The following is a 21,342-nucleotide window of genomic DNA, read 5'->3' as shown; positions in this document are numbered from 1 at the left end:
CGCGGGATGGAGCAGCCCGGTAGCTCGTCAGGCTCATAACCTGAAGGTCGTAGGTTCAAATCCTACTCCCGCAACCAACACTAAAACGTCAGATATCAAACACTTAGCCTCGCAACTCGCAGGGCTCTTTGCATTGCGCCGTCCGCGCTGGAAGCACTGTGGAAACAAGCGGGACGGAAACAGCCGGTCAGGATCAGCAATCGGAACGCGGCAACCACAAACGGTGTCTCAGATCCGCCCCGTTCCGCGTCCGCCAAAACCTGCCCGAGCCGTTGAAGTTCATTCTGGTTCAGGTATCGTTCCCGCTTTCCTTCGATGTATTTCGGGACATGGCGGCACGGGTTTGACCCGTGAGGGCGCAAGCCACAGATTTCCGCCATTTTGAACATCTTGGACAACACGCCCAACGTTCGGTTCGCCTGATAGGGTTTGTCCCGGAACTTGTGGTGCAAATCGGCAATGTCCTTCCGCTTCACAGTGATCTTCTCCCCTATCGTTTGATCGGGATTGCGTTTGAACATGAAAATCTTGCTAAAGCCGGACCGTGTACCTAGGCCCCGAATGCGCTGGATTCGATAGCCATGGCTCTTTGGAAAGTAAGGCTGAAGGCGCGCCATCTGTACTTCAGTCAGCCAGAATAGGTTGCTCATGAAACCCCCCTGAAACTCGGGGACTTGAATCATGCAACCGAACTAGCGGCAACAAAATTGATGGGTCCAGAACCTAATCCAAACATACGCAATTGGGCAAATCGCTAAAGTACTTTTATGAGCTCTGCACAGTCAATTATTCCTGATCCCATTCTCCATTCGGCGGGTGTTGCGCGGTCATCTCGTTTGGTGTAGCCGGCAACTTTAGCTGAATCGCGAATTTTTTCAATTAGTCCAGCGGGTTTCAAGGCCGTTGGGCTCCTGCGCCTTCTTACAGCGGCGACGACTCCAGCAGCGACTGCACAAGCGCCGGAAGTACCAGTCAATGCAGCGTGCCTGTCGTGGTTTTCGCAAAACCACGTTGGCGCACAGATATCTGGTTTTCGGGGGGTCTTGGTACCAATAGGTAGCAGACCAGTGGGTTCTGGCCCTTGAGAACTCTCTCCGATCCATCTTCCGGTTGCGTCCACAGCACCAACGGTAAGAACAGACGGTAAACCGTTTGATCCCATAATGCTTCGGAAGGGGCCTCGATCCATGTGCCCGCTTCTCAAATCGGGCCAAAATTGGCCGCTGTTGCCAGCCGAAAAGACAACATCGACTTTATTTTTTACAAGGAACTTAAAGAGTGATGACAGCGGATGTTTGTGGCTGTCCGCATAAGTACCAAGGGAGCGGTCATACTTGCGAGCCAGTAGACCCCAAGCGCACACCACAACCCATGCCTCGCCAGGACGTTTGCCAATCAATTTCCACAACCTAAGAACCATGTCGAGTACATTCCAAGTGTACTTACCGACATGATCAATACGATCAGGCAAGATCGGCGCATCGATAAGGTGTATATCCGGTGCGATCGAAAGAATGCTACGGGCCACAGCGTTAGCGTGCCTCCGGTTTTGCCGTGCGTATGTCGGGTCCCTATTAACCAAAGGACCTTGAAGGGAAATCAAAGGGTTAGAATACCCAATCGACTTTAGATAGTCTTCGTCCAAACCCCCATCCACAATCACGACATTTACGCGTTGTATACCCGAAGAGGCAAAGTTACGGATTGCAGAGGCATCTATCAGGTTCTCGGCGCCAAACCGGTCAAATGAGGCAGGTCCGGGCGGAATGTTACGCCGTCCGTTGTATTCTGCAAAATCGATCGGCGCATCAATTCCAACCAAGAACTCACCCGCGACGGAGACTCCTCCGGACACCGTCAGGTCCGGCGCAATGATTTGGCCATCAATTAGATAATTGTTGAACACGTTGCGCACCTCGTCCTCAGTTGCTGGTGCGACAACAAAGTCTTTCGTTTCTGCGATAAGCAATTCTGCCCGCTCGAGATTGTCAATCCAGTCGGTAATATCTGAATCAGAGATTCCCCGCCAAATAATGTATCTGTTAGTCTGGGACATGGCCGCGGCCTCACAATTGAGCGGAATTTAAGCTCTGGTCGAAAAATCCTTGAAATTAGTGTAAAGAAAAGAGGTCTGTTAATCAATTTTGGCCCGTCAGCGGATATGGTTGAGCAAACGCTACTTAGCTGGAACACAGAATCTGCGGCTCAAGACCCTGCAAAAAAACTTGCGGCGATCATGTTTGCGGATGCCGTTGGTTTTACCTCGTGGACATCCAAAGATGAAGATCACGCTTTTGCGGTGCTTGATGATTTCTTGACGTCCATGGCATATCCGATGTTGGAGCAACTTGATGCAAAAACACGGAAAAACCTGGGCGATGGGTTGCTGGCGACGTTCAAAAGCGTGAAGTCAGCCGTAGCCTTTGCTGAAAATATTCATAAGGTCTTGATTGCAGATCGGTCATCAGGCCATCCCCGATGGAAAGGGTTAAGGTTTCGGATAGGAATTAATTTTTCTACTGTTCTGTTTACTGACGATGACGTCTTCGGCGATGGCGTGAATTTGGCCAAACGCTTACAAGAAACTGCAGCAGCAGATTCTGTGATTTTATCTCACGCTGCCTGTGAGTTCATCCGCGAGTCGCGTTCGTCAGAGGTTCGCGACCTCGGGTTCATTGCTCTCAAGGGTTTTGAAAGACCAGTACGCGCGTATGCTCTGAACTCGGATCTGGAAACAGCCATGAGCGGGTCACGCGCGGGAGACGAAATACCATCCATTGCAATAATGCCATTTGAGAGTCTCGGCGCAACGGACGAAGACAGATACTTCTCAGATGGGCTTGTCGAGGACTTAATTTGTTCCCTTTCCGGTTTGCATGAAATGGTGGTGATTGCGAGAGCGTCCACCCTCGGTTTTCGGGATTGCCAGATCGATCCAAGGGAGGCGCGGCGCGTTCTCGGTGTGCGTTATGTTCTTCAGGGTACCTTAAGACGCCAAAATAGAACGATAAGGTTATCGGTGACTTTAAGTGAATCCGAGAGCGGCGCGGCCTTGTTGTCAAAACGTTCCGAGATTGAGCAGGACCAAATTTTTGATCAACAAGATCAGCTGGTGGCGGAGATTATTGCGAATATTGCTCCGCAAGTGCGCCACGCCGAATTGGAGCGTGCGCTCCGCAAGCCTGCCGAAGTGTTCTCGGCCTATGACTGTCAGCTCAAAGCATTGGACTTGATGAGGTATTTGACGCGTGAAAATTATACAGAAGCGCGCGCGTTTCTGGATCAGGCAATTGTAGACGATCCAAACTTTGCGGCAGCGTATTGTTGGCGTGCCGCTTGGTGGATCATGATGGTTGTTCAGGGATGGGTTCAAGACCGTGATTTTGCAACATCCGCCGCAGAAAAAGATGCGAAACGCGCAGTGGAACTAGATGACACAAATGCACAAGCGATTGCGGTCCTTGCTCAAACCAAAGCGTTTATGCTCGACGATCACGAGGCGGCTTTGGCCCTGATGGAGCGGGCTCGGCACATCGGACCTGGAAACACTTTTGTGCTCATGATTTCCGCTGGAACCATGGCGTATGTTGGTCGCGGACAAGATGCGGTGAAGTACGCTGAACAAGCACATCAACTTATACCACTCGACCAAATCCCGTTTCGGGAGTTTGATTGGCTTTCGATTGCACATTATTCGGCCGGAAACTACGCGCTCGCTGCATACTGGGCCCGCCGAGCTCTTGATGAACAAGCCGGGCACCTACCATCGTTGCGATTGCTGGCGGCTTCGCTTGCTGCGGAGGGCGATTCAACTGGAGCAAAAGACGCGGCATACACTTTGTTGCAGTACGCGCCTGAATTCCGCGTAGATGAATACGCAAAGGCGCATTCAACATTTGCAGACGAACAGCTTCAACTGGCATGGTTAGAGCACCTTCGCGCATCTGGACTACCGGATTAGGCGAGTTTTTATCAGTTTTTTTAGGGGGAAGTAAAATGCACAATTCCAATAATTCTAATAACTCCAACAATTCCAATAACTCCAATAATTCGAACAACTCCAACAATTCGAACTCCTCGATGACGGGGTCTGCCGGCGGTGCTGGCGGTGGGCGGGTGCTTGGGATAACCGCAGATATCCGGCCCTCTAATGATCCGACAACGAATGATCCGCATCTCTGGTGGTGGCGTGGGCAGTCTTGGCCTCACGTCGATCCGAAATATACCCACCGAACAGGTGTTGATCCTAATACGGATCGCCCCCTGCATCTGCACGAGTTTTATAACTTAAGCATTGTCGGATCTTGGACTGATGCGCATTGGGCTCCATACAACTACGCCCGTAGTTTACTACCTGAATTTGATCGGGCAATTCAGGCGTGGGCTCCGGTTTCAGGTCGGCCTGACAAGCTTGGTTTTCCGGCCACCGAGGCTGGTCCGTTTAAATTCGACCCGGTCGCTCCGGCTGATGCACCCTATGAAGAACTGGAGGCTTGGCCTGATCCGCCACCGATTGGTATGCTAACCCTCCTTGATCAGGAACTTGTCGAATTGGTCGGACTCATTGAGTACCGGGCAGGGGTTTTGGATGAGGCGCTTGAGCAGGCGGTTTCGATTGACCAGTGTTTCAGTGGGATCATAACCTTCAATCGCATCACCCATCCTTACACTGCAAAGTTGGTGGCGTTTGCGATCGAAGCTGGTACTCACCTAGCCATGCTGTTCAAGGCATTTTACAATCGCCCACGCCCTTCACAGTTATGCCCAACTCTGATGCCACCTATCGATCCGCCGGAACATTCTTCCTTCCCAAGCGGGCACGCAACTCAAGCGTGGCTAACAGCGCTGCTACTTAATGCAGCTATGGCGGACAAACTGGAGCCTACCCCGATCCTTGACGTCACGATTTCTCCGGATCGGGAAAATCCACTCTTTGATATGGCGAGCCGGATTTCCAGAAATCGTGAGATCCTCGGATTGCATTACCCCTCCGACAGTGAAGCCGGTCGGCGGTTGGCGCACGCCGCGTATGCGTCGATCATTCGTAGTGCTGGTCGTATTGGTGAACTTATGACAAATGCGCGACGGGAATGGGGTGCCGGGCCAATGGCCCCGCCGCGCAACCCATGGCCATAGCGACCAAGAGTACTTAGGAAGTGGCATCACTGACCGCAACTTACTATTTGTTTTTGACGACGGTGACGCAAGTAGCGGCTAGTTTGGATTGTGGGAGAGCTGTCGCCATATGGCTCAGCTTGGGCAAGGCTAGGCCAACTCGCCATAGGTTTTGTTAAACAATGACCTTTGGGCGAGGCAGCGCTTTCCTTCCGATCTGATAGTTCAATCACCCGCAGTTTACTCTGTTGATAGGTGCCATGCTTTCTTCCTCAGAGGAAAAAGCTCTGCCACAGACGCCCGCTTTCTTAGGCATTGAGACACTTTGTTCGAGACGCAAGGCATGTTGATTCACGAAACCTAAACGAGACACGACAATCGTGTTCGACAACGCTGGCTGCATCCTCCCGCAACCAATCTTTAAAGCCGGGTATCAAACACTTAGCCTCGCAACTCGTGGGGCTTGCTGCGCTTGGAGCCTCCTCATGCGGCGCTGCAACGGCGCCCGCAACTTCTTGGCATCCGACACGTTCATGCCGCCAAACTTTGCTTTGTATTTGTAGAAAGTCGCATCACTGATGCCTTAGCGGCGACAAAGCTCCTGGTCTTTCACGCCCGCCTCGTACTCCTTGATCATTCCAATGACCTGTTCGTCTGAAAATCTGCGTTTCATGAGCCATCCTTTTCTTGGACGGATTACTAACATCTCAATGGCGTGATTTCAGGGGGCTGGGTCGGGCGGCCACGCCCCTTTTTTGCGGCCATACTGGTCGCAATGTGATCTGCTTTTAGATAGGTCGCGTTAATCAGGACCGTCTTCTCTTCGCCGTGCACGGCGGTCAGACCGGCCAAGATCCGCGCGAAGATGCCTTTCTGGCTCCAACGCTTTCATCGGCTGCAAAGCGTCTTGTGAGGCCCGTATTTGCCAGAGGCATCTCGCCAGCGCAAACCATTGCGATTGATGAAGATAATCCCACTCAACACCCGATTGTCATCACCCCGAGGCTTGCCGCGCCACTTCCGGAAGAAGGGCGCGCGCTTCGCCATCAGCTCGTCGGTTAGCCAACAAAGGTCGCTCAGTTCACCGCTCGGTTTTGACAGCCGAGAATCACGCGGCGCACCGAAAATCAATGCAGCCTAACCCTAGTCTGACCCGATAATTCCTTCAATCTTTGACAGGGTTGCGGAATTCACTGCGACACCCGCTTTGCTTGATGAAAGTCGGCTCCTGCGGCGGCCATCGCCGGGCAGATGCGCACCGTCCTGAGCTCTGATCGATTCAACCAAAGTCGCCATGGCGTTCGAAAACGCGCCACCGGACGACGCTGCGGGATCAATCGCAATGAAAAACTGCCCGGTCTTTGGGGGGCCACCGGCAGTTCCGGAAAAAGGCGAAGCGTTCAACCCAAGTGTTGATCCCGTAAGGGCAGCGGCCATGACTTCGGTCTGCAAAGCAACACCCACGCCTTTGTAGCCGCCCGAAGGGGCCATGCTGCCTTTCAGACCAACGTTAGGGTCCGTTGTCGGGTTCCCGTCAGCGTCCAGCGCCCATCCGACGGGAATGGCCTTTCCTTCCCGTGCATGCTTCATCACTTCGCTCTTGGCGATGGTGCTGGCGCTTTGATCAATCAGCAGCGCGGGTTGACCATCCGTACCCGGTGCAGCGATGGAGAACGGATTGGTACCAACAACAGGTTTCGATCCGCCCGAAGGTGCGATGGATGCTGGCGCATTGGTGAACCCCAATCCAACCAGCCCTGCCTGGGCCAGCCGATAAGTGTGATAGCCGAGAACACCGCAATTGTAGCTGTTGGTAATTGCCAATGCGGCGATACCCTGTTCTCGTGCCGCCGGGATCAACGCCTCAAAACCCAGATCAATGGCCGAATGTGCAAACCCGGTTTTGGCATCGACCCGGACGAGGCCGGGACGCGGGGTTTCAAGGGCCGGTTTTGCCTGACCGTCCACCTTGCCGCACTGAACATGCTCGCAATAGATCGGGATATACGCCAGCCCATGGCTGGCCACGCCGTCTGCCTCGGTCGCGGCTGTGGCAACAGCCAAAGGGCGTGCGTTTTCTTCGCTTGTGCCGGCGGCAACCAGCGCATTGAATGACAGCTCTTCGATTTCGGCAAGCGAGAGAGTTCTGGTTTCAGTCATCGGATCATCCTTCAATCGTTGTCTGACAAGCCTGAACCAGCGCCAAGCAGTCGGGATTCTTCAGTTGCGGGAGCGTAGGTGCGATGCGCCACGGTGTTGAGGAGCTGCCAGGCCTCAGGATTTGGAGCAGCGCGGCTATGCATGGAACGAGCGGATTGAATGTGGTCAACTTCGGCTATCACGACACGGTCAGCCTGGTCCGTTCCGAAGTCTTCACAATTTAGATGAATGCCATCTGTTTTCGCGGAAACACCGTCGATCCTGACTTCCAGGATTGTCTTTCGCCTTTTAGCCATAGTGGCGACAAAGGGAAGCAGCAGAAGCGGTGCGGCAACGTTTGAAACCGAAACCGCGCCTTGGGACAGCGCAGTCGGAGAGTCCGACAAAGCCGTTCCGGTCATCAGCGGGCATAGGTCCTGTTCACCGGTCCACATACCGTTCTGGACCTCTGGAACGTGATGTTCCAGGCCGGGTGCAAATTCGCGCCGGAGCAGCTGAGCCAGGATCGCGGGCCCGTCGAACCCCTGGGCGCACAGCCATCGGGTTGCTTTTGCGGCTTCTTCCGCCACACCCCAGACATATCCGGCCCCACGGGTCGCGCGTTTGGCGGTGGCCTCTACTTCGTTCAACGAGAAGGTCATTGCACAACCTCCGGATAAACCCAAAGATCGGCGTTCCCGGTGTTCAGCTCATCCGGGTAGGGTGCACCTGCATACATGCAGATACGCACCCACCGATCCGAACGCGGGTCAAAATGCGTTGCACCAAAGAAGGACAGTTTGGCGCGCAGCATATCAATGGGCATCACCTGCGCGCTGATCGTGTTGTCACGAATTTCACCGTACGGTGCGATGCGGCTGATTTGTGCGCGGCGCACGGTATGGCGGTGTTCCGGATGGCGCAACAGAAACTCTGCTATCGGAGTGTCATTAGGCCAGTCCTGCATTGCTTCGAAAGCCAAGGTCGCATCCCGTGCCGGTGCAAGAGGTTGTTCATAATCCGAGATCGGTTCTTCGAACCGTTCCCCTAGTCGGGGTTCCAGCTTTTCTTCGGATACGTACCACGCGCGCGCGCAGTTTTCGGCGGCGGTCCAATCAAGGTTCTGGGCCCAGTCAAAACTGTTCCGGATCAACGCACGCACCGCCGATACCGGCATTGTACCATCAATCACCTGCGCGGCCGTGTTGGTGTCCGCCATGCAACTCGCAAGCCCGTCAACAAGCGTGCCATAAGGTTCAAGGATCAGAGAGGCCAGCAGCTCTTGGCCTTCTTGGGTCAGCGTGGTTTTGGACCAACAGATCAGACGGTTCCAGGGGTGGTCCTGTGTCAGGCCATCCTTGGCCAGATACTCTTCGATTTTTTGCAGATCCGAATTCAGGGCCGCCAGCTTTCTAATCTGAACGGGATGCTCAGACTGCCACCATGCGATTGACTGTTTGCTGCGCGTAAAGATATCGCGAAATGTGCGGGCCTCCTTAACCGAAGCCGCCCCAATAGACCGAACGCGCGAGATTGCCTCTTCCCGCACCATGATCCAGTTGTTGAACAACACCGGGTGATTGACGATGAATGGAGCCATACCCAGACCAGTCGAATTTCCGATGCCCAACCAACGGGCGATGTCTGGATCAAGCTCTGCGGTCCGATCCCCGCCTTTGACCTGCGCCATATGCTGCACCAGATCGCGCACAAAGACACGGGTCAGATAGACCGACAGCATCTCGATCTGGAATGGACCGCTGACTTCAACCCGGCAGGCTGTCTTTTCACGGTCCGCTGCGCCAAATTTGCCCGACCCATAAACTGCCGTGGTCCGCATCAGATAGCCGACCTTGTAGATCTGTTCGAGATCGGGTTGCTGCCCCACTGCAAGACGATCCACCACATGAGCCCAAAGCCGCACGGAACGGTTGGCCCGAGACAGGGACAATTCGGCTTCGCTGACGCGTCCGGCTTCTTGCAACGGAACGTTCTGCGACAGACGATCGATATCTTTCGCCGTTGGAATGCCGTCAAACAAGGTGAAGGTGGCATCCCAGGCCTCGGCGATCACCCGGTCGGATCGTTGTTCGGGTGGCAGGTCGTGGGCAAAGGCGACCAGCGAATATGCCCGATCGGGGCCTTGCGCGGTATAGACCGCATGACCTACACCTCTGTCGTCAATTTCAAACGCGGGACGTGAAAAGCTCCAGTTTTCTTCGGCCATGCGGCGGGTCAGTTGCCGCATAAAGCTGAGCCGACATTGGTGTAGCGATCCCAACCGTGACAGCCGCATGACCGTGGCTGGGTCACGTCTGGCGATCTCTGTCTGCGCGTGTGGTTCCATTTGGTTACCTTTGTGGGACGAAGTTCTCGGCAAAGAACCGATACCAGTTCCTGCCCATGATCCCGGCCACTTCGTCATCGTTCAGGCCGGTCGCGCGTAACCCTTTTTCGATGTTGCCAAAGTCTCGATTGTCCTGAAACCAGCCCGGCATTGGTGGGAAGCCCGGAGCCGAGGCAGAGCCTTCGCCATAGTCGATTTCTTTCGTCCAGCGCCCCACACGCATCCATTCAACGACGCTGTCGGGCTGATCCTGACACAAGTCAGTGCCGATCCCCAGATGCTCGGCCCCGTGTTTATCGGCAGTGCGGGCGATCATTTCGCAGAAGCTCTCCAGCGTGCAATCGGACTTGTCCTTCAGGTGGTGAGGGTAGACCGAAAAGCCCAGCATCCCACCATTTTCCGTTACCGCGCGGATGACGTCATCCCGCTTGTTGCGTAGGGCCGGGGACCATGCGTGCGGATTGGCGTGTGTAATCGCGATGGGCCGGTCCGAGATTTCAGCCGCCTCGATCGTGGAACGGTCTGCCGAATGGCTCATGTCGACCACAAGGCCCACGCGGTTCATCTCTTTGATGACCTGCTTGCCCATACGTGTGATGCCGGTGTCTTCGGCCTCGTAACAACCGGTCGCCAGCAGGGATTGGTTGTTATAGGTCAATTGCATGAACCGCGCGCCCAGATCGTGCAGGATTTCGACCAGTCCGATATCGTCTTCGATGGGTGACGGGTTTTGAAATCCGAAGAACACTGCGGTTCGGCCTGTTTCACGAGCTGTGTCGATATCGCTGGCCCACCGGCCTTTCATGATCAAGTCCGGGTATTGCTCGAACCAGCGGTTCCATTTCTCGAAGTTCAGAACCGTTTCGCGGAAATTCTCATGATAGGAGATGGTGACGTGGATCGCGTCCACGCCCCCTTCGCGTAATTGGCGGAAGATCTTTTCCGACCAGTTGGCATATTGCAGGCCGTCGATTCGCATCAGACAGGGCCCGCGCTGATATAGGCGGTTTTGACGGTCGTGTAGAATTCAGCCGCCGCCTTGCCCTGTTCGCGTGGTCCGTACGAGCTGTCACCTCGACCGCCGAAAGGCACGTGATAGTCAGTACCAGCGGTGGGCAGATTGACTGTCACGACGCCGGTGCGTGCATTGCGACGGAAATGAGTGGCGCGGGCCAGCGACTTGGTCACGATGCCCGAGGTCAGGCCGAAATTCGTGTCGTTGACCACGCTCAGCGCCTCGTCATAGCTACCGACCTTGATGACGGATGTCAGAGGCGCAAACATTTCTTCACGGTTGATGCGCATATCGTTGGTGGTGTTCAGGAATACGCCCGGCGACATGTAGAAACCGTCATGGGGCATCTCCAGCCGCTGACCACCACAGGCCAGTTCGGCGCCTTCGGATTTGCCCAGATCGACATAGGCGAGGTTTTCATTCAACTGCTGCTGGCTGACGACCGGACCCATCTGAACCCCGTCCTCCAGCGCGTGGCCAACCTTCATGGCCTGTGCACCGGCCACCAGTTTTTCGACGAAGGCATCATGGATGCCCGCGTGGACGACCAGACGCGACGAAGCGGTGCACTTCTGACCGGTACCGCCAAAGGCCCCGCCCAGTGCCAGCGTCACCGCCAGATCCAAATCGGCATCGTCCATCACGGCCAGCGCGTTCTTGGACCCCATTTCCATCTGCACTTTGGTCAGGTTCTGGATCGCCGCAGCAGCAATGCCTTTACCCACGGGAACCGATCCGGTGAATGAAATCGCATTGACCTTGGGGCTTTCCACCAGACGCTGACCGATGGAACGGCCCGAGCCCATCACCAGGCTGAACAAACCCTTGGGGATGTCTTGCCGCGTGATGATTTCGGTCAGTGCCACGGCCGAGGCAGGGGTGATATTGGCGGGTTTCCACACAACCGCGTTGCCATAGCAAAGCGCCGGGGCGATCTTCCACGAGGCCGTTGCGGTGGGGAAGTTCCACGGGCTGATGATGGCAACCACGCCAACAGCCTCGCGGCGCACGTCAACCTCGATGTCCGGGCGCACGGAATCGGCGTTCTCACCGATCTGTCGCAGACATTCGGCAGCATAGTAAGTGAAGAACTGACCGGCACGGTAAACCTCGCCCTTGCCTTCGGCCAGCGGCTTGCCTTCTTCGCGGCTCAGCAATGTGCCAAGTTCCTCGGCACGGGCCATCAGCTCGTTGCCGATGGCGTTCAGTACAGCCTGCTTGCGCTCTAACCCGTAGGCAGCCCACTCCAACTGTGCCACACGCGCCTGATCCAGCGTTGCCTCAAGCTGATCGGCACTGGCCTGCGCGAACATACCGACCAGATCGCTCAGGTCCGATGGATTGCGGTTTTCAATTTCGCTTTCACCCGCCAGCCATTCGCCGGCAATCAGATTCAGTTTGGTCACGTCAGGCCCCAACTTCGTAAGTTCAGTTTGCGAAAGAATGGAACTTGCTGGCGATATCAGTCAAACTCAAATAACTTTAGTAAATTTCAGAAAGATTGAAGTATGGCCGTGAAAGTAGAAATGCTGCGGTGCTTTTGCACCGTGGCACAAACCGGAAATCTTGCCGAGGCAGCCAGCCGTCTGGGCAGGACACAATCTGCCGTCTCAATGATGCTGAAGCAATTCGAAGAGCATCTGGGCAAGAAGCTGTTTGAAGGGGAACGGAAAAACCACCTTTCGCCGCTGGGTCAGCAAGTTCTTGACCTCGCACTCAAACAGGTGCGGGATTTTGACCAGGCCGTTCAGAACATTGAACTGGCGGCACAGGCCGAGCATGGGTTGATCCGTATCGTATCGGTGCCGTCCGTGGGGGCGTTGGTCTTTCCTGCCCTGCTGGATCATATGACTTCTCGCTTTCCCGGCCTGAAGATCGAGTTGCGTGACGGAGATTCGCAGCAGGTTTTGGATGCGGTTGCCGGCGACACGTCTGATATCGGCATTGCGTCCGGCCATCATCCACTAAACGGGGTCAGTGCAGAGCCGCTGTTTCAGGATCGCTTCGGGTTGGTTGCAGCGTCCGATCATCCGCTGATGACACGGGCAGAACCGCCAGCCATTTCGGATCTGGTGGCTGAGCCTTTCGTTCGAAACGCCCTGTGTGACTTTATCGAGTCCGCGCCTTTCAGAGAGATTCTGGACGGGGCCGAGGTTACCATTCACAACACGCATTCCCTGATCACGACGGTCAGAGCAGGCCAATGGATAACGGTCTTGCCGCAGACCGTCGCGCAATTCATCCCGGACGCAGTTGCCTTTCGTCCGATTTCGGATTTGCCGGACAGGCGCGAGGTGTATCTTTATGTAAGGGAAAGAGCGCGATTTCGAGAAATCTCCGAGGCCTGCCGTTCATTTGTCCTGTCGAACGGGTTTGGAAATGCAAGCCAGGTGAACGCATGAAAAATGGATTAACCCTGCTCAAAATCACGAATTAATTTGGTTTTTGCAGACTCGGGCCCGCTGCCATGCTAGGTTCCCGCTTGACGTGGGGGACTTCAGAGTGGCGATATGTCTCAAGACCTGAGGGGCTGGTTGAGCGCAAATGGATTGAACGAGTACGCGCAGGCCTTCATTGACAACAAGATTGACTTTTCCATTCTGCCAGATTTGACGGCAGAGGATCTGATCGAAATCGGTGTTACTGCTGTCGGCGATCGTCGGCGGCTGTTGCGTGCTATCGAGCAACTTGATTCCGCCCACACCGCGGCAGAGCCTGAACCAACGGCACCGCATGAACCCGCACGGCGGCAGGTCACGGTGATGTTTGCTGACCTGACCGGGTTCACGAAAATTTCCAGCGAACTGGATGCCGAGGATCTGCACGCGCTGCTCAATCAGTTCTTCAGCAAAGTGGACAATGTGGTCGAAAAATACGGGGGTCGCATCGACAAGCATATTGGTGATGCGGTCATGGCTGTTTTCGGGGCGCCGATCTCACATACCAACGACACGGAAAGGGCAGCACGCGCTGCGGCTGAAATTCACGCGGTTCTTCCGACGTTATCGCCGCCGCTTTCCTGCCATATCGGCATCTCTTCGGGTCAGGTCATTGCCAGTTCAACCGGCAGCCAGTCACATACGGAATACACGGTGACAGGAGATGGCGTAAACTTGGCCTCCCGTCTCACGGACATATCAGCGGCAGGGGAAACGCTGGTCTCACATGACATTCAACGCGCGCTGGGTCCGTTGTTCGTGGGCGACTCCATCGGGGTCAAGGCGATCAAGGGGCTGAACGAACCGGTTGAGGTCTGGCGTCTGGACCGGTTGGCCAGGAACATTCGAACGAGACGGCACAAATTCATTGGGCGCGAGCGTGAGATGTCGATTTTCTCAGCCACTTTCGACCGGTGCCAGCGCCATGGCAAAGGTGAAGTACATATCGTTCTGGGCGAACCCGGAATTGGAAAAACCCACCTGTCCGAGCAGGTGGCGGAACTGGCCACCAGCCTGTCCTACACGATCCACAACGGCGTTGTGGTGGATTTCGGTGCGCGCGAAGGTCATTCAGCGATTCAGACCGTCGCCCGCAGCATTCTGGGACTTGAAGCGTCGGATGGGGCGGAAACAGGGGCGGCTGTCGCAAAAGACGCGATCAGCAGGGGCTGGGTCAGTCCTTCCAACGCCGCGCATCTCAATGCCTTGCTTGAGCTTGAGCAAGACCCGGGTCTGGCCGAGGTCTATGCCGTGATGGACAACAAGACCCGCCTGCGGGGTCGGCGTCAGGTTCTTGAGGAACTGCTTTCGGCCAGCAGCCAGGAATCGCCCCTGCTTATTCAGATTGAGGACATCCACTGGGCGACCCCTGACATCCTGACGGCCTGTTCGCATATCGCCGCAGCGACGCGGAATATTCCCTGTGTGTTGATGATGTCCAGTCGGGCCGAGGGCGATCCGATCGACAGGGACTGGCAGATGGCGACGGACGGCGCGCTGGTGTCAAAGCTGGAACTGGCGCCTATGGGAGAGGAGCATGTCAGGCAACTGGTCGAAGAGTTCCGGGCCATCGATCAGGACTTGCTGGAAACATGTGTGCAACGGGCGGGCGGCAACCCGTTGTTTCTGGAACAGCTGTTGCGCAACACAGACGTACTCAAGCAGGAAAGTGTGCCCGGAAGTATTCAGGGTATCGTCCAGTCGCGATTGGATGCATTGGATCGCACTAGTCGAACCGCCCTTCAGGCCGCATCGGTTCTGGGTCAAAGGTTCTCGCCCGAAGTTCTGAATTTCATTCTGGGCGAAGGACATCTGGACACAAGTAACCTGATCCGGTCGGCGTTGATCCGAGAGGCCGGACCTGATCTCATGTTTGCCCACGCGCTGATCCGGGACGGGTCCTATGCCACTTTGGTCAAATCCGAACGGGCCCGTCTGCATCGACAGGCGGCTCAGTGGTTTGAGGATCGAGATGCCACCTTGCGCGCCCAACATCTGGACCGGGCCGGAGCCAATAACGCAGCGCAAGCCTATCTGGAGGCTGCGGATAAATTGATCCAAGCCTTCCGGTTCGACGACGCCAGCCCATTGATCGAGCGTGCTTTGGAATTGCCGTCCCCGGCGGGTGTCCGATTTGATCTGCTGTGCGCGCGGGGTGAAACGCATCGGTTGCAGGGGTTGTCAAACGAAGCCTTGGAGGAGTTCAAGGACGCGGCCAGTTTGGCGGAAACCGATGAACAAGTCGCGAGGGCGCATACCGGGTTGGCGCAGGCGGCGCGGCAAGCAAGCCTTTATCAGGACGCGCTGGAAGCGCTCGACATTGCTGAGGCAGCGGCAGAGCGCTGCGGGTCTGAAGAAGATGTGGCTCAGATAAACTACGTGCGCGGTAACGTTTACTTCCCGCTGGGTCGGAACACCGAAGCGCTGAAGGCCAATGAACGCGCCCTTTCGCTGGCTCGCAAGCTCGAGTCTGCTCGTCTGGAAGTCGGCGCGCTAAGTGGATTTGGCGACGCCAATTTCATGAATGCCACGATGAAGACGGCGACAGGATTCTACACCCAAGCCGTTGAACGGGCGCGTGAAAAAGGGCTGGTTCGAGACCTTGCGGCCAACCTGCACAATCTCAGTGTTGCGCGCAGCTATACGGGGGATGTCGGGCAGGGCAGAGCAGATGCCAACGAGGCGATTGAAATCTCGCAGACGTATTTTGCCTTCGTTCCGGAATGCGTCGCGCAAACATGCCTTGGTGTGGCCGAGACCTTTCTGGGCAGTCTCGACCGTGCGCTTGAAGCCTTTGGTGTCTCTGCCGAAATCGCAGAGCGCGTGGGGGCAAAACGCCTTGAAGCGCAGGCGTTGGAACACCTGGCCAGAACGCAAGTGTATGCCGGTCAAGCGGGGCGCGCACGTGAAACTGGTCTGCGAGCAGTCGAAATTGCGCTTGAACATGGCCGGAGTTTTGTTGGACCCAAGGCCCTTTCTGCCCTGGCGATGGCCGAAACGGACCCGGATGAGCAAACACGCCTTTTGAAGCTGGGCTCTGAGATAATCGCCGAGGGATGTGTCGGCCACAGCCATTTGCACTTTTACCCCGATGCCAGCGTTGTCATGCTCGCGCGCGGTGATTGGGATGCCGCAATTGAATATGCGGATGGGCTTGCCGCGTTCACCAAGAATGAGCCTTTGCCAATGGTTGACCTGTCCATTCGTCAAGCACGACTATTGGCCGAGAGCGGGAAGCAGAATATCCCACCGTCACAGCATAGCGGATTTGCCGATCTGAATGAGCAGTTTGCGGCGATGGGCATCACGCAATCGTTGCTGGGCCGAGCGGACTTTCTGGCGGAATAGGCGGCAAGGCAGGTGGCTGAATGAGCGTCGAAAGAAAGGTGTGGCTTATCTCGGGTTTGCTGACCTTTGGGTTGGCCGCTTTGTTGCTCAAGCTTTGGATCGAACTGAACCATTTCGAAGGAGACCCGACACAACTGCCTGATCAGGCTGCGGTAGATGCATATCTGTGCAAGCTGGACGTTGCACCGGACTACCGTTTGAGAACGGGGATTTTCATAAAGTCATTCAGCTTTCTTGGCGCCAGCGATATACAGCTTACCGGCTATATCTGGCAGCACTACAAAGCAGGTGAACATGATGCGATCATTCCTGCCGAAGGTGAGGCTGGGTTTCTTCTGCCCGAAGCGGTCGATACGGCAAACGGCCTTATCGAACAGGCCTATCGGTTGCCGCAACCCGACGGCGTTTTGATTGGTTGGTATTTCGAACAAACTCTGCGCCAGAGCTTCGACTACACCAGTTACCCCTTCGATCACAAAACGGTTTGGGTACGGTTCTGGCCGGCCTCTTTTGAGGTCAATGTCGCGCTGGTGCCCGACTTTGAGGCTTATCCGGCGACCGGACCGGATGACATCTTTGGGATCGACAACCGGATCGTGATGGGCACGTGGGAGCGTGAAAACACCTATTTCGATTACAAGCTGTCAAATCTGGATACGACGCTGGGCATACGACAGAACGCATACCAAACCAACGCACCCGAGTTGCATTACAACTTCGTTATCAAGCGCAATTTCGCAAACGCGTTCATCGTTCACATGATTCCATTGCTTGTTGTGGTGATGCTGCTGTTCGGTGCGGTCATGACCGTCACGCGCCGCGAGGGTCTGGTGGAGCGACATGACTTCAGCACGTCCAGCGTGATCGGCACCTGTTCGGTTCTGTTCTTCGTGATCCTGCTGGCCCATGTGCAGCTGCGCGAAGGATTTGCAGGCTCACCTGTGATCTACATGGAGTCGTTCTTTTTCCTTATGTATTTCTTGCTGCTGGCGGTTTCGATCAATACCTACCTTTTCGCCTCAGAGGCGGTGCCGTCGCTGCGGATCATCCACTATCGGGACAACCTGATTCCAAAGGCCAGTTTCTGGCCTTTCGTGTTGCTGTGCATGGTGGCGATCACGGCCTATAATCTCAGCATCAAGAACAGTTCCGAACCGCCACCGATCAGCACGCAAGAATGCTAGACCACGGGTTCAAACCCGGGTTTGGGTTCGCCCTGCGCCATATCCAGCGTGTAGTCGCTTACCACTTCAGATGTGCCCTCGCGCCAGCTTTTCAGGTATTTTTCGGGATCCGCGATCACATAGGCGTAGGCAGGTTTCATTACACCCTCGACGACGACGTTGATCTTCTTGCGGACATAGACATTCTGGGGTGAGCCGGGGCCGTGATACCCCTCCAGCCTGTCCAGTTCGCTGAGGCCGGATTCGGTGACACGGTAGACTTCTCCACCCACTTGCTTGCCCATCCCCTGCTGATCCACAAGCGTTGCCATGCGATGCAGATACCCACAGTTGGGATTGTCGCAGAATGGTTCCTTCGGGATGATCAGGGGCATCGGTTGCCGGGTGCGCGCCATTCCCACGAAGTCGTTCAGAACTTTGCTGTGTGCGTCATGATTGGGGAACCCCTGCTTCAGGGACCCATAGGTGAAATACAGGTAAGAGGGTTCTTTGACGGCCACGAAGCTTTCGTCACGCCCCTGTTCAGGGTCTGCCATCTTCAGGTTGTGATCTTGCGCCCAAGCGTCCAGCATGGTTCGGATTTCGGGTTCGATCTGCATGCCCTGAACGAATTCGATGCACGAGGTCGCATCCATGTCATCAGCACCCAGCAGAATCTCGACCATCTTCGGCGCCTTGTTCATCACCGCCACATGCAATGCCGTGAACCCGTGATCGTTGACAATGTTGACGTCGATATCACGATCGATCAGGTCCTGAGCAGCTTCATAATCCGGCTTGCCCAGATCATGGCCGCTTTCGTTCAGCTCACCTTCACCACCGGCTGCATAGTGCAGCAGGGAATCGCCATGGGCTTCGTCCACGATGTTGACGCCGACGATCTCTTCGTCGATGGCGCGGAACACGCGTTTCCATTCGTTGATGTCATCGGCGGCGGCAGCTTCGCGCGCCCATTTGCAGACGCGATATTTTTGATCGTCCAACTCCTCGAAGGCGTCCGCCAAAGCTTCCATGACCTGGTCCGGAGTTGCCATCATGCCGATACCCATCCGGCCGTTTGACAGGCGACCTTCGCGCGGCCCGATGAAGTCGACACCCAGCGTTTTCAGCTTGTCGACATTGTTCTGCGTGGTGATGTTGTTCCACATGTTCGTGTTGCAGGCGGGGCAAAGGATCACCGGTTTCTTCTGATACTGCCACGCCACAAAGACCGAGGTCAGAAGGTTGTCGGCAATACCGTTGGCCACTTTGCCCATCGTGTTGCAGGTGATGGGCGCCACGATGACGCAATCGGCCCAGTCGCACAGCGCCAGATGCGATGCCCGCACCGGCATGTCAAATTTCAAGTAGCGGAAATTCCACTCATCATCGTCGCGATAATAGTCATGATGGGTGATCTTGGCGTCGATCCGCTCGGCCCCGAAATCGCGAAAGAACTTCTCGGCCGAGACGGAGGGGATCAGTTTCACGTTATGCCCTGCATCGACGATGCGTTCGACGAGTTCCGGGATTTTGTCTGCCGCCGACGACCCGCAGGCGCACAACAATACGTTTCGCTTGCCGGCGTTGACCTGATTCATAACTCCTTTGGGATAGCCGAACGGGTTCTTTTCAAGGCTAGGGGTCTCATTCAGCTCTGATACAGGCAACCCTTCCGTGCGCATCTTAGCCTGCAATTCACCGGCCCTGATCATGTCCACAATGTCTTCCAGCTCATCGCTTTTGCTGATGCACCCGCCTTTGAAAAACAAATATGGCGGATCTGGTCTTTCGCCGAGTGTCACCAATTGCCGCCGCATCCTGATCATATTGGGATCGCGTCCACCCACATCGATCTGCTTGACGGTTGTTGCCCCGATATTCGAAAGAACGCTGCGCAGCATGTAGGACCAGGGGTCCTCATCTTCGTAGAACAGAACCATCTTATTGTGCTTGATGATACTGGCAACATCGCTTGGGTCTTCGGGCGGGTCGATCTCTTCGATCATCACCAATGCGGGGTCTTCCAGATCGCGCAACCCGCGGAAGATGTTGCCGCGCGGTGCCTGCCAGACCTGCGATGTCGCAGGGCTCATGTCGACTATGGTGACAACGTCCTGGTCCTCGTCATAAGCAATGCAAAGACACCAGAACTCTTCCAGCAGGGCGGTTTCCCGGTACACGTTGTCCGGCGGGCGGATCGCTTCGATCCCGGTGACGCGATTGAAATCGATATTGATCATCAGGTGACGATCTTTGTTGGTGTTCAGGCTTTTCAAGAGTGCCTTGAACCAGTCTTGCGGGGTTTGGATCGATGTATCGTTACGGGTTTCAAAGCTTTGAAACGAACTGCTCAGATGCACGTTCTCGGACTGGCTAAGGTATTTTTGCGCCATGTCATGCATGTCTTCGGCAGTGGCGACCCGGCTGACGGCATCCGTAAACGATGCCTCTGTCGCCCGCAGCAGCTCGTCCTCGTCCACTCTGTTGTCGCCGTGAATGGCGAGGCTTTCCGCCAACACACCCAATGAGTTCATATTGGGCGTGGCCCGGCGGAACAGGTTGCGGCGTTTCTTGGGATCTTTTGCCAGGTAACGCGTGCTGTCGACGTAATTGCACCGCTGCTTGAACGTCTTCAGATGCGTCTTGACCGCTGCCCTTGCCGAAAACCGCAATAGGCCGCGGGACCGCATCGAGGTTCCGTCTCGATCTGACATGGCTTGCCACAACCGCTCCACGGTTGTTACCCAAAGCTTGCCGTATTTTTCAGGATGCACATCCATCATATGCACCAGCCCCGTGCTTGGGTTGCACTTGGCGATGACGGCAAAGTGGCCGCCGGGCATATTGTCTTTGCCATGGGCGACACCGACCTGGAAATTCGCCACCAGAATGTCGTTGTCACCGCCCAGGCGGTTGGATTCGTCGATCGCCTCAAGCAACAGCGGCACACTGGTTGTGTCTGCGTCCATGAAATAGGCCTGAACCTGAACCCTCTCGCGAAGCCCTTGTGTGTGGATGTAAGTGCAGGCGACGTCAAAAAGCTCGCCCAGCGAGATTCCATCGTTCACGACAAATGACGAAGGCAATGCGCATTCGCGGAAGATGTCATTCACTTCGCAGCTGAACCCCAGCGCCGACATGCTGAGGGCGGCCGCGGTGACACTGCAACAATTGATTGGCTGTTGAAAATTATGCAACTGAACGCTGACCAGATCACCAAACATCGTTGCAAAACAGGGTTGCCGGATGCTTTCTGGTATCTGAAGCCAGTTTTTGCTGGACAGGTACGCCAGCCGGGTTCCGTCCAGCGCAAGCGCTTCCAGGCTGACGGGGATATCCGAGATCTGCAGGTGTTCTTCATAGAAGTAATCGCCGACATCCGCACTGGCCAATGGATTTCCGTTCTGGCGCAACTGAACCACGCCGCGCAGCACGATATACATGCCGTTCGCTGGCAGAACCGTGTTTCCGGTCACCTCGATGCACTCGAAATGCGGGTTGATTACGGCTGGGTTCCCCGGAAGGACATCATATATCACCTTCCAGTCTGCGTCATTTGGGATGTATGATCTTGATTTTGAAATTTGATCTATGGGCACAACTGTTTCCCCCCGGAGTTGCGTTTCAATACTTCAATCTTCGATCAGCCAGTTTTTCTGGTTCTTCGAAGCTCAGATACCGGCCATTCAGAATAAAAGACCTGTCTGCTTTCCGTGCTTTTCCTGGCAAGGGCCGTATTGCTGACGGAAAAAGTTTGAACAAAATGGCCCAATT

The 21,342-nt window shown here is 55.5% G+C and carries 13 protein-coding genes, 1 tRNA gene and 2 pseudogenes; 6 read left to right on the top strand and 10 right to left on the bottom strand.

Annotated elements, in window-relative coordinates:
- A tRNA-Met gene (locus AC2FJB_RS16000) sits at nt 1-77 on the top strand.
- 18 nt (nt 78-95) lie between these two features.
- On the opposite strand, the gene AC2FJB_RS15995 is transcribed toward AC2FJB_RS16000, so the two are convergent.
- The gene (locus AC2FJB_RS15995) at nt 96-650 is read right to left on the bottom strand and encodes a hypothetical protein (protein ID WP_496719493.1); all 555 of its coding nucleotides are present in this window, start codon (nt 648-650) and stop codon (nt 96-98) included.
- A gap of 104 nt (nt 651-754) precedes the next feature.
- On the bottom strand, nt 755-2,056 hold the full coding sequence (locus AC2FJB_RS15990; RefSeq protein ID WP_496719488.1) for a S8/S53 family peptidase: 1,302 nt from the start codon (nt 2,054-2,056) through the stop codon (nt 755-757).
- A 105-nt stretch (nt 2,057-2,161) separates the two neighbouring features.
- On the opposite strand from AC2FJB_RS15990, the gene AC2FJB_RS15985 reads away from it, so the two are divergent.
- Entirely contained in the window at nt 2,162-3,961 is a 1,800-nt protein-coding gene (locus AC2FJB_RS15985) for an adenylate/guanylate cyclase domain-containing protein (RefSeq protein WP_496719487.1), read from the top strand.
- Between the two features lie 35 nt (nt 3,962-3,996).
- Nucleotides 3,997-5,136, top strand: coding sequence for a phosphatase PAP2 family protein (locus AC2FJB_RS15980; protein ID WP_496818653.1), 1,140 nt, complete (start codon nt 3,997-3,999; stop codon nt 5,134-5,136).
- A gap of 412 nt (nt 5,137-5,548) precedes the next feature.
- Here AC2FJB_RS15980 and AC2FJB_RS15975 read toward each other — a convergent pair.
- The 7 genes and pseudogenes from AC2FJB_RS15975 to AC2FJB_RS15945 form a co-directional block, all read right to left on the bottom strand.
- Nucleotides 5,549-5,788, bottom strand: a pseudogene (locus AC2FJB_RS15975) (transposase).
- A 65-nt stretch (nt 5,789-5,853) separates the two neighbouring features.
- Nucleotides 5,854-6,195 (bottom strand): annotated as a pseudogene (locus tag AC2FJB_RS15970) (transposase); the annotation flags it as partial.
- A gap of 63 nt (nt 6,196-6,258) precedes the next feature.
- A complete protein-coding gene (locus AC2FJB_RS15965) occupies nt 6,259-7,275 on the bottom strand; it encodes an Ldh family oxidoreductase (RefSeq protein ID WP_496719485.1) in 1,017 nt (338 codons plus the stop codon).
- A gap of 11 nt (nt 7,276-7,286) precedes the next feature.
- Nucleotides 7,287-7,916 (bottom strand): DUF3726 domain-containing protein, encoded by a 630-nt coding sequence (locus AC2FJB_RS15960; protein WP_496719484.1) that lies wholly within the window; start codon nt 7,914-7,916, stop codon nt 7,287-7,289.
- Nucleotides 7,913-9,601 (bottom strand): hypothetical protein, encoded by a 1,689-nt coding sequence (locus AC2FJB_RS15955; RefSeq protein WP_496719483.1) that lies wholly within the window; start codon nt 9,599-9,601, stop codon nt 7,913-7,915. Before AC2FJB_RS15955 ends, AC2FJB_RS15960 begins: the two co-directional genes overlap by 4 nt.
- A 4-nt stretch (nt 9,602-9,605) precedes the next feature.
- Nucleotides 9,606-10,580 (bottom strand): membrane dipeptidase, encoded by a 975-nt coding sequence (locus AC2FJB_RS15950; protein WP_496719482.1) that lies wholly within the window; start codon nt 10,578-10,580, stop codon nt 9,606-9,608.
- Nucleotides 10,580-12,022 (bottom strand): aldehyde dehydrogenase family protein, encoded by a 1,443-nt coding sequence (locus AC2FJB_RS15945; protein ID WP_205511855.1) that lies wholly within the window; start codon nt 12,020-12,022, stop codon nt 10,580-10,582. The genes AC2FJB_RS15950 and AC2FJB_RS15945 overlap by 1 nt, the downstream gene beginning before the upstream one ends.
- 102 nt (nt 12,023-12,124) lie before the next feature.
- On the opposite strand from AC2FJB_RS15945, the gene AC2FJB_RS15940 reads away from it, so the two are divergent.
- The 3 genes from AC2FJB_RS15940 to AC2FJB_RS15930 all read left to right on the top strand — a co-directional run bounded on the left by AC2FJB_RS15940 (nt 12,125) and on the right by AC2FJB_RS15930 (nt 17,586).
- Complete coding sequence (locus AC2FJB_RS15940) at nt 12,125-13,018, top strand: LysR family transcriptional regulator (RefSeq protein ID WP_496719481.1); 894 nt, start codon at nt 12,125-12,127, stop codon at nt 13,016-13,018.
- 108 nt (nt 13,019-13,126) lie between these two features.
- Entirely contained in the window at nt 13,127-16,402 is a 3,276-nt protein-coding gene (locus tag AC2FJB_RS15935) for an adenylate/guanylate cyclase domain-containing protein (protein WP_299900286.1), read from the top strand.
- A gap of 20 nt (nt 16,403-16,422) precedes the next feature.
- Nucleotides 16,423-17,586: a hypothetical protein gene (locus AC2FJB_RS15930; protein ID WP_496685692.1), complete on the top strand. Its 1,164-nt coding sequence runs from the start codon at nt 16,423-16,425 to the stop codon at nt 17,584-17,586.
- Here AC2FJB_RS15930 and AC2FJB_RS15925 read toward each other — a convergent pair.
- The gene (locus AC2FJB_RS15925) at nt 17,583-21,107 is read right to left on the bottom strand and encodes a flavoprotein (protein WP_496719480.1); all 3,525 of its coding nucleotides are present in this window, start codon (nt 21,105-21,107) and stop codon (nt 17,583-17,585) included. The two genes, AC2FJB_RS15930 and AC2FJB_RS15925, sit on opposite strands and share 4 nt — an antisense overlap.
- Nucleotides 21,108-21,342 lie beyond the last annotated feature (235 nt).

The organism is Ruegeria sp. CDSC085 (genome assembly GCF_059610465.1).
The sequence above is the reverse complement of the archived record's forward strand: the minus strand, read 5'-3'. Positions and strand labels throughout refer to the sequence as shown.

Bases quoted from the DNA above. Each gene is read 5' to 3' on its own strand.
- AC2FJB_RS15935 (WP_299900286.1), top strand. From the start codon at position 13,127: ATGTCTCAAGACCTGAGGGGCTGGTTGAGCGCAAATGGATTGAACGAG.
- AC2FJB_RS15930 (WP_496685692.1), top strand. From the start codon at position 16,423: ATGAGCGTCGAAAGAAAGGTGTGGCTTATCTCGGGTTTGCTGACCTTT.
- AC2FJB_RS15995 (WP_496719493.1), bottom strand. From the start codon at position 650: ATGAGCAACCTATTCTGGCTGACTGAAGTACAGATGGCGCGCCTTCAG.
- AC2FJB_RS15940 (WP_496719481.1), top strand. From the start codon at position 12,125: ATGGCCGTGAAAGTAGAAATGCTGCGGTGCTTTTGCACCGTGGCACAA.
- AC2FJB_RS15950 (WP_496719482.1), bottom strand. From the start codon at position 10,580: ATGCGAATCGACGGCCTGCAATATGCCAACTGGTCGGAAAAGATCTTC.
- AC2FJB_RS15980 (WP_496818653.1), top strand. From the start codon at position 3,997: ATGCACAATTCCAATAATTCTAATAACTCCAACAATTCCAATAACTCC.
- AC2FJB_RS15955 (WP_496719483.1), bottom strand. From the start codon at position 9,601: ATGGAACCACACGCGCAGACAGAGATCGCCAGACGTGACCCAGCCACG.
- AC2FJB_RS15990 (WP_496719488.1), bottom strand. From the start codon at position 2,056: ATGTCCCAGACTAACAGATACATTATTTGGCGGGGAATCTCTGATTCA.
- AC2FJB_RS15965 (WP_496719485.1), bottom strand. From the start codon at position 7,275: ATGACTGAAACCAGAACTCTCTCGCTTGCCGAAATCGAAGAGCTGTCA.
- AC2FJB_RS15985 (WP_496719487.1), top strand. From the start codon at position 2,162: ATGGTTGAGCAAACGCTACTTAGCTGGAACACAGAATCTGCGGCTCAA.
- AC2FJB_RS15960 (WP_496719484.1), bottom strand. From the start codon at position 7,916: ATGACCTTCTCGTTGAACGAAGTAGAGGCCACCGCCAAACGCGCGACC.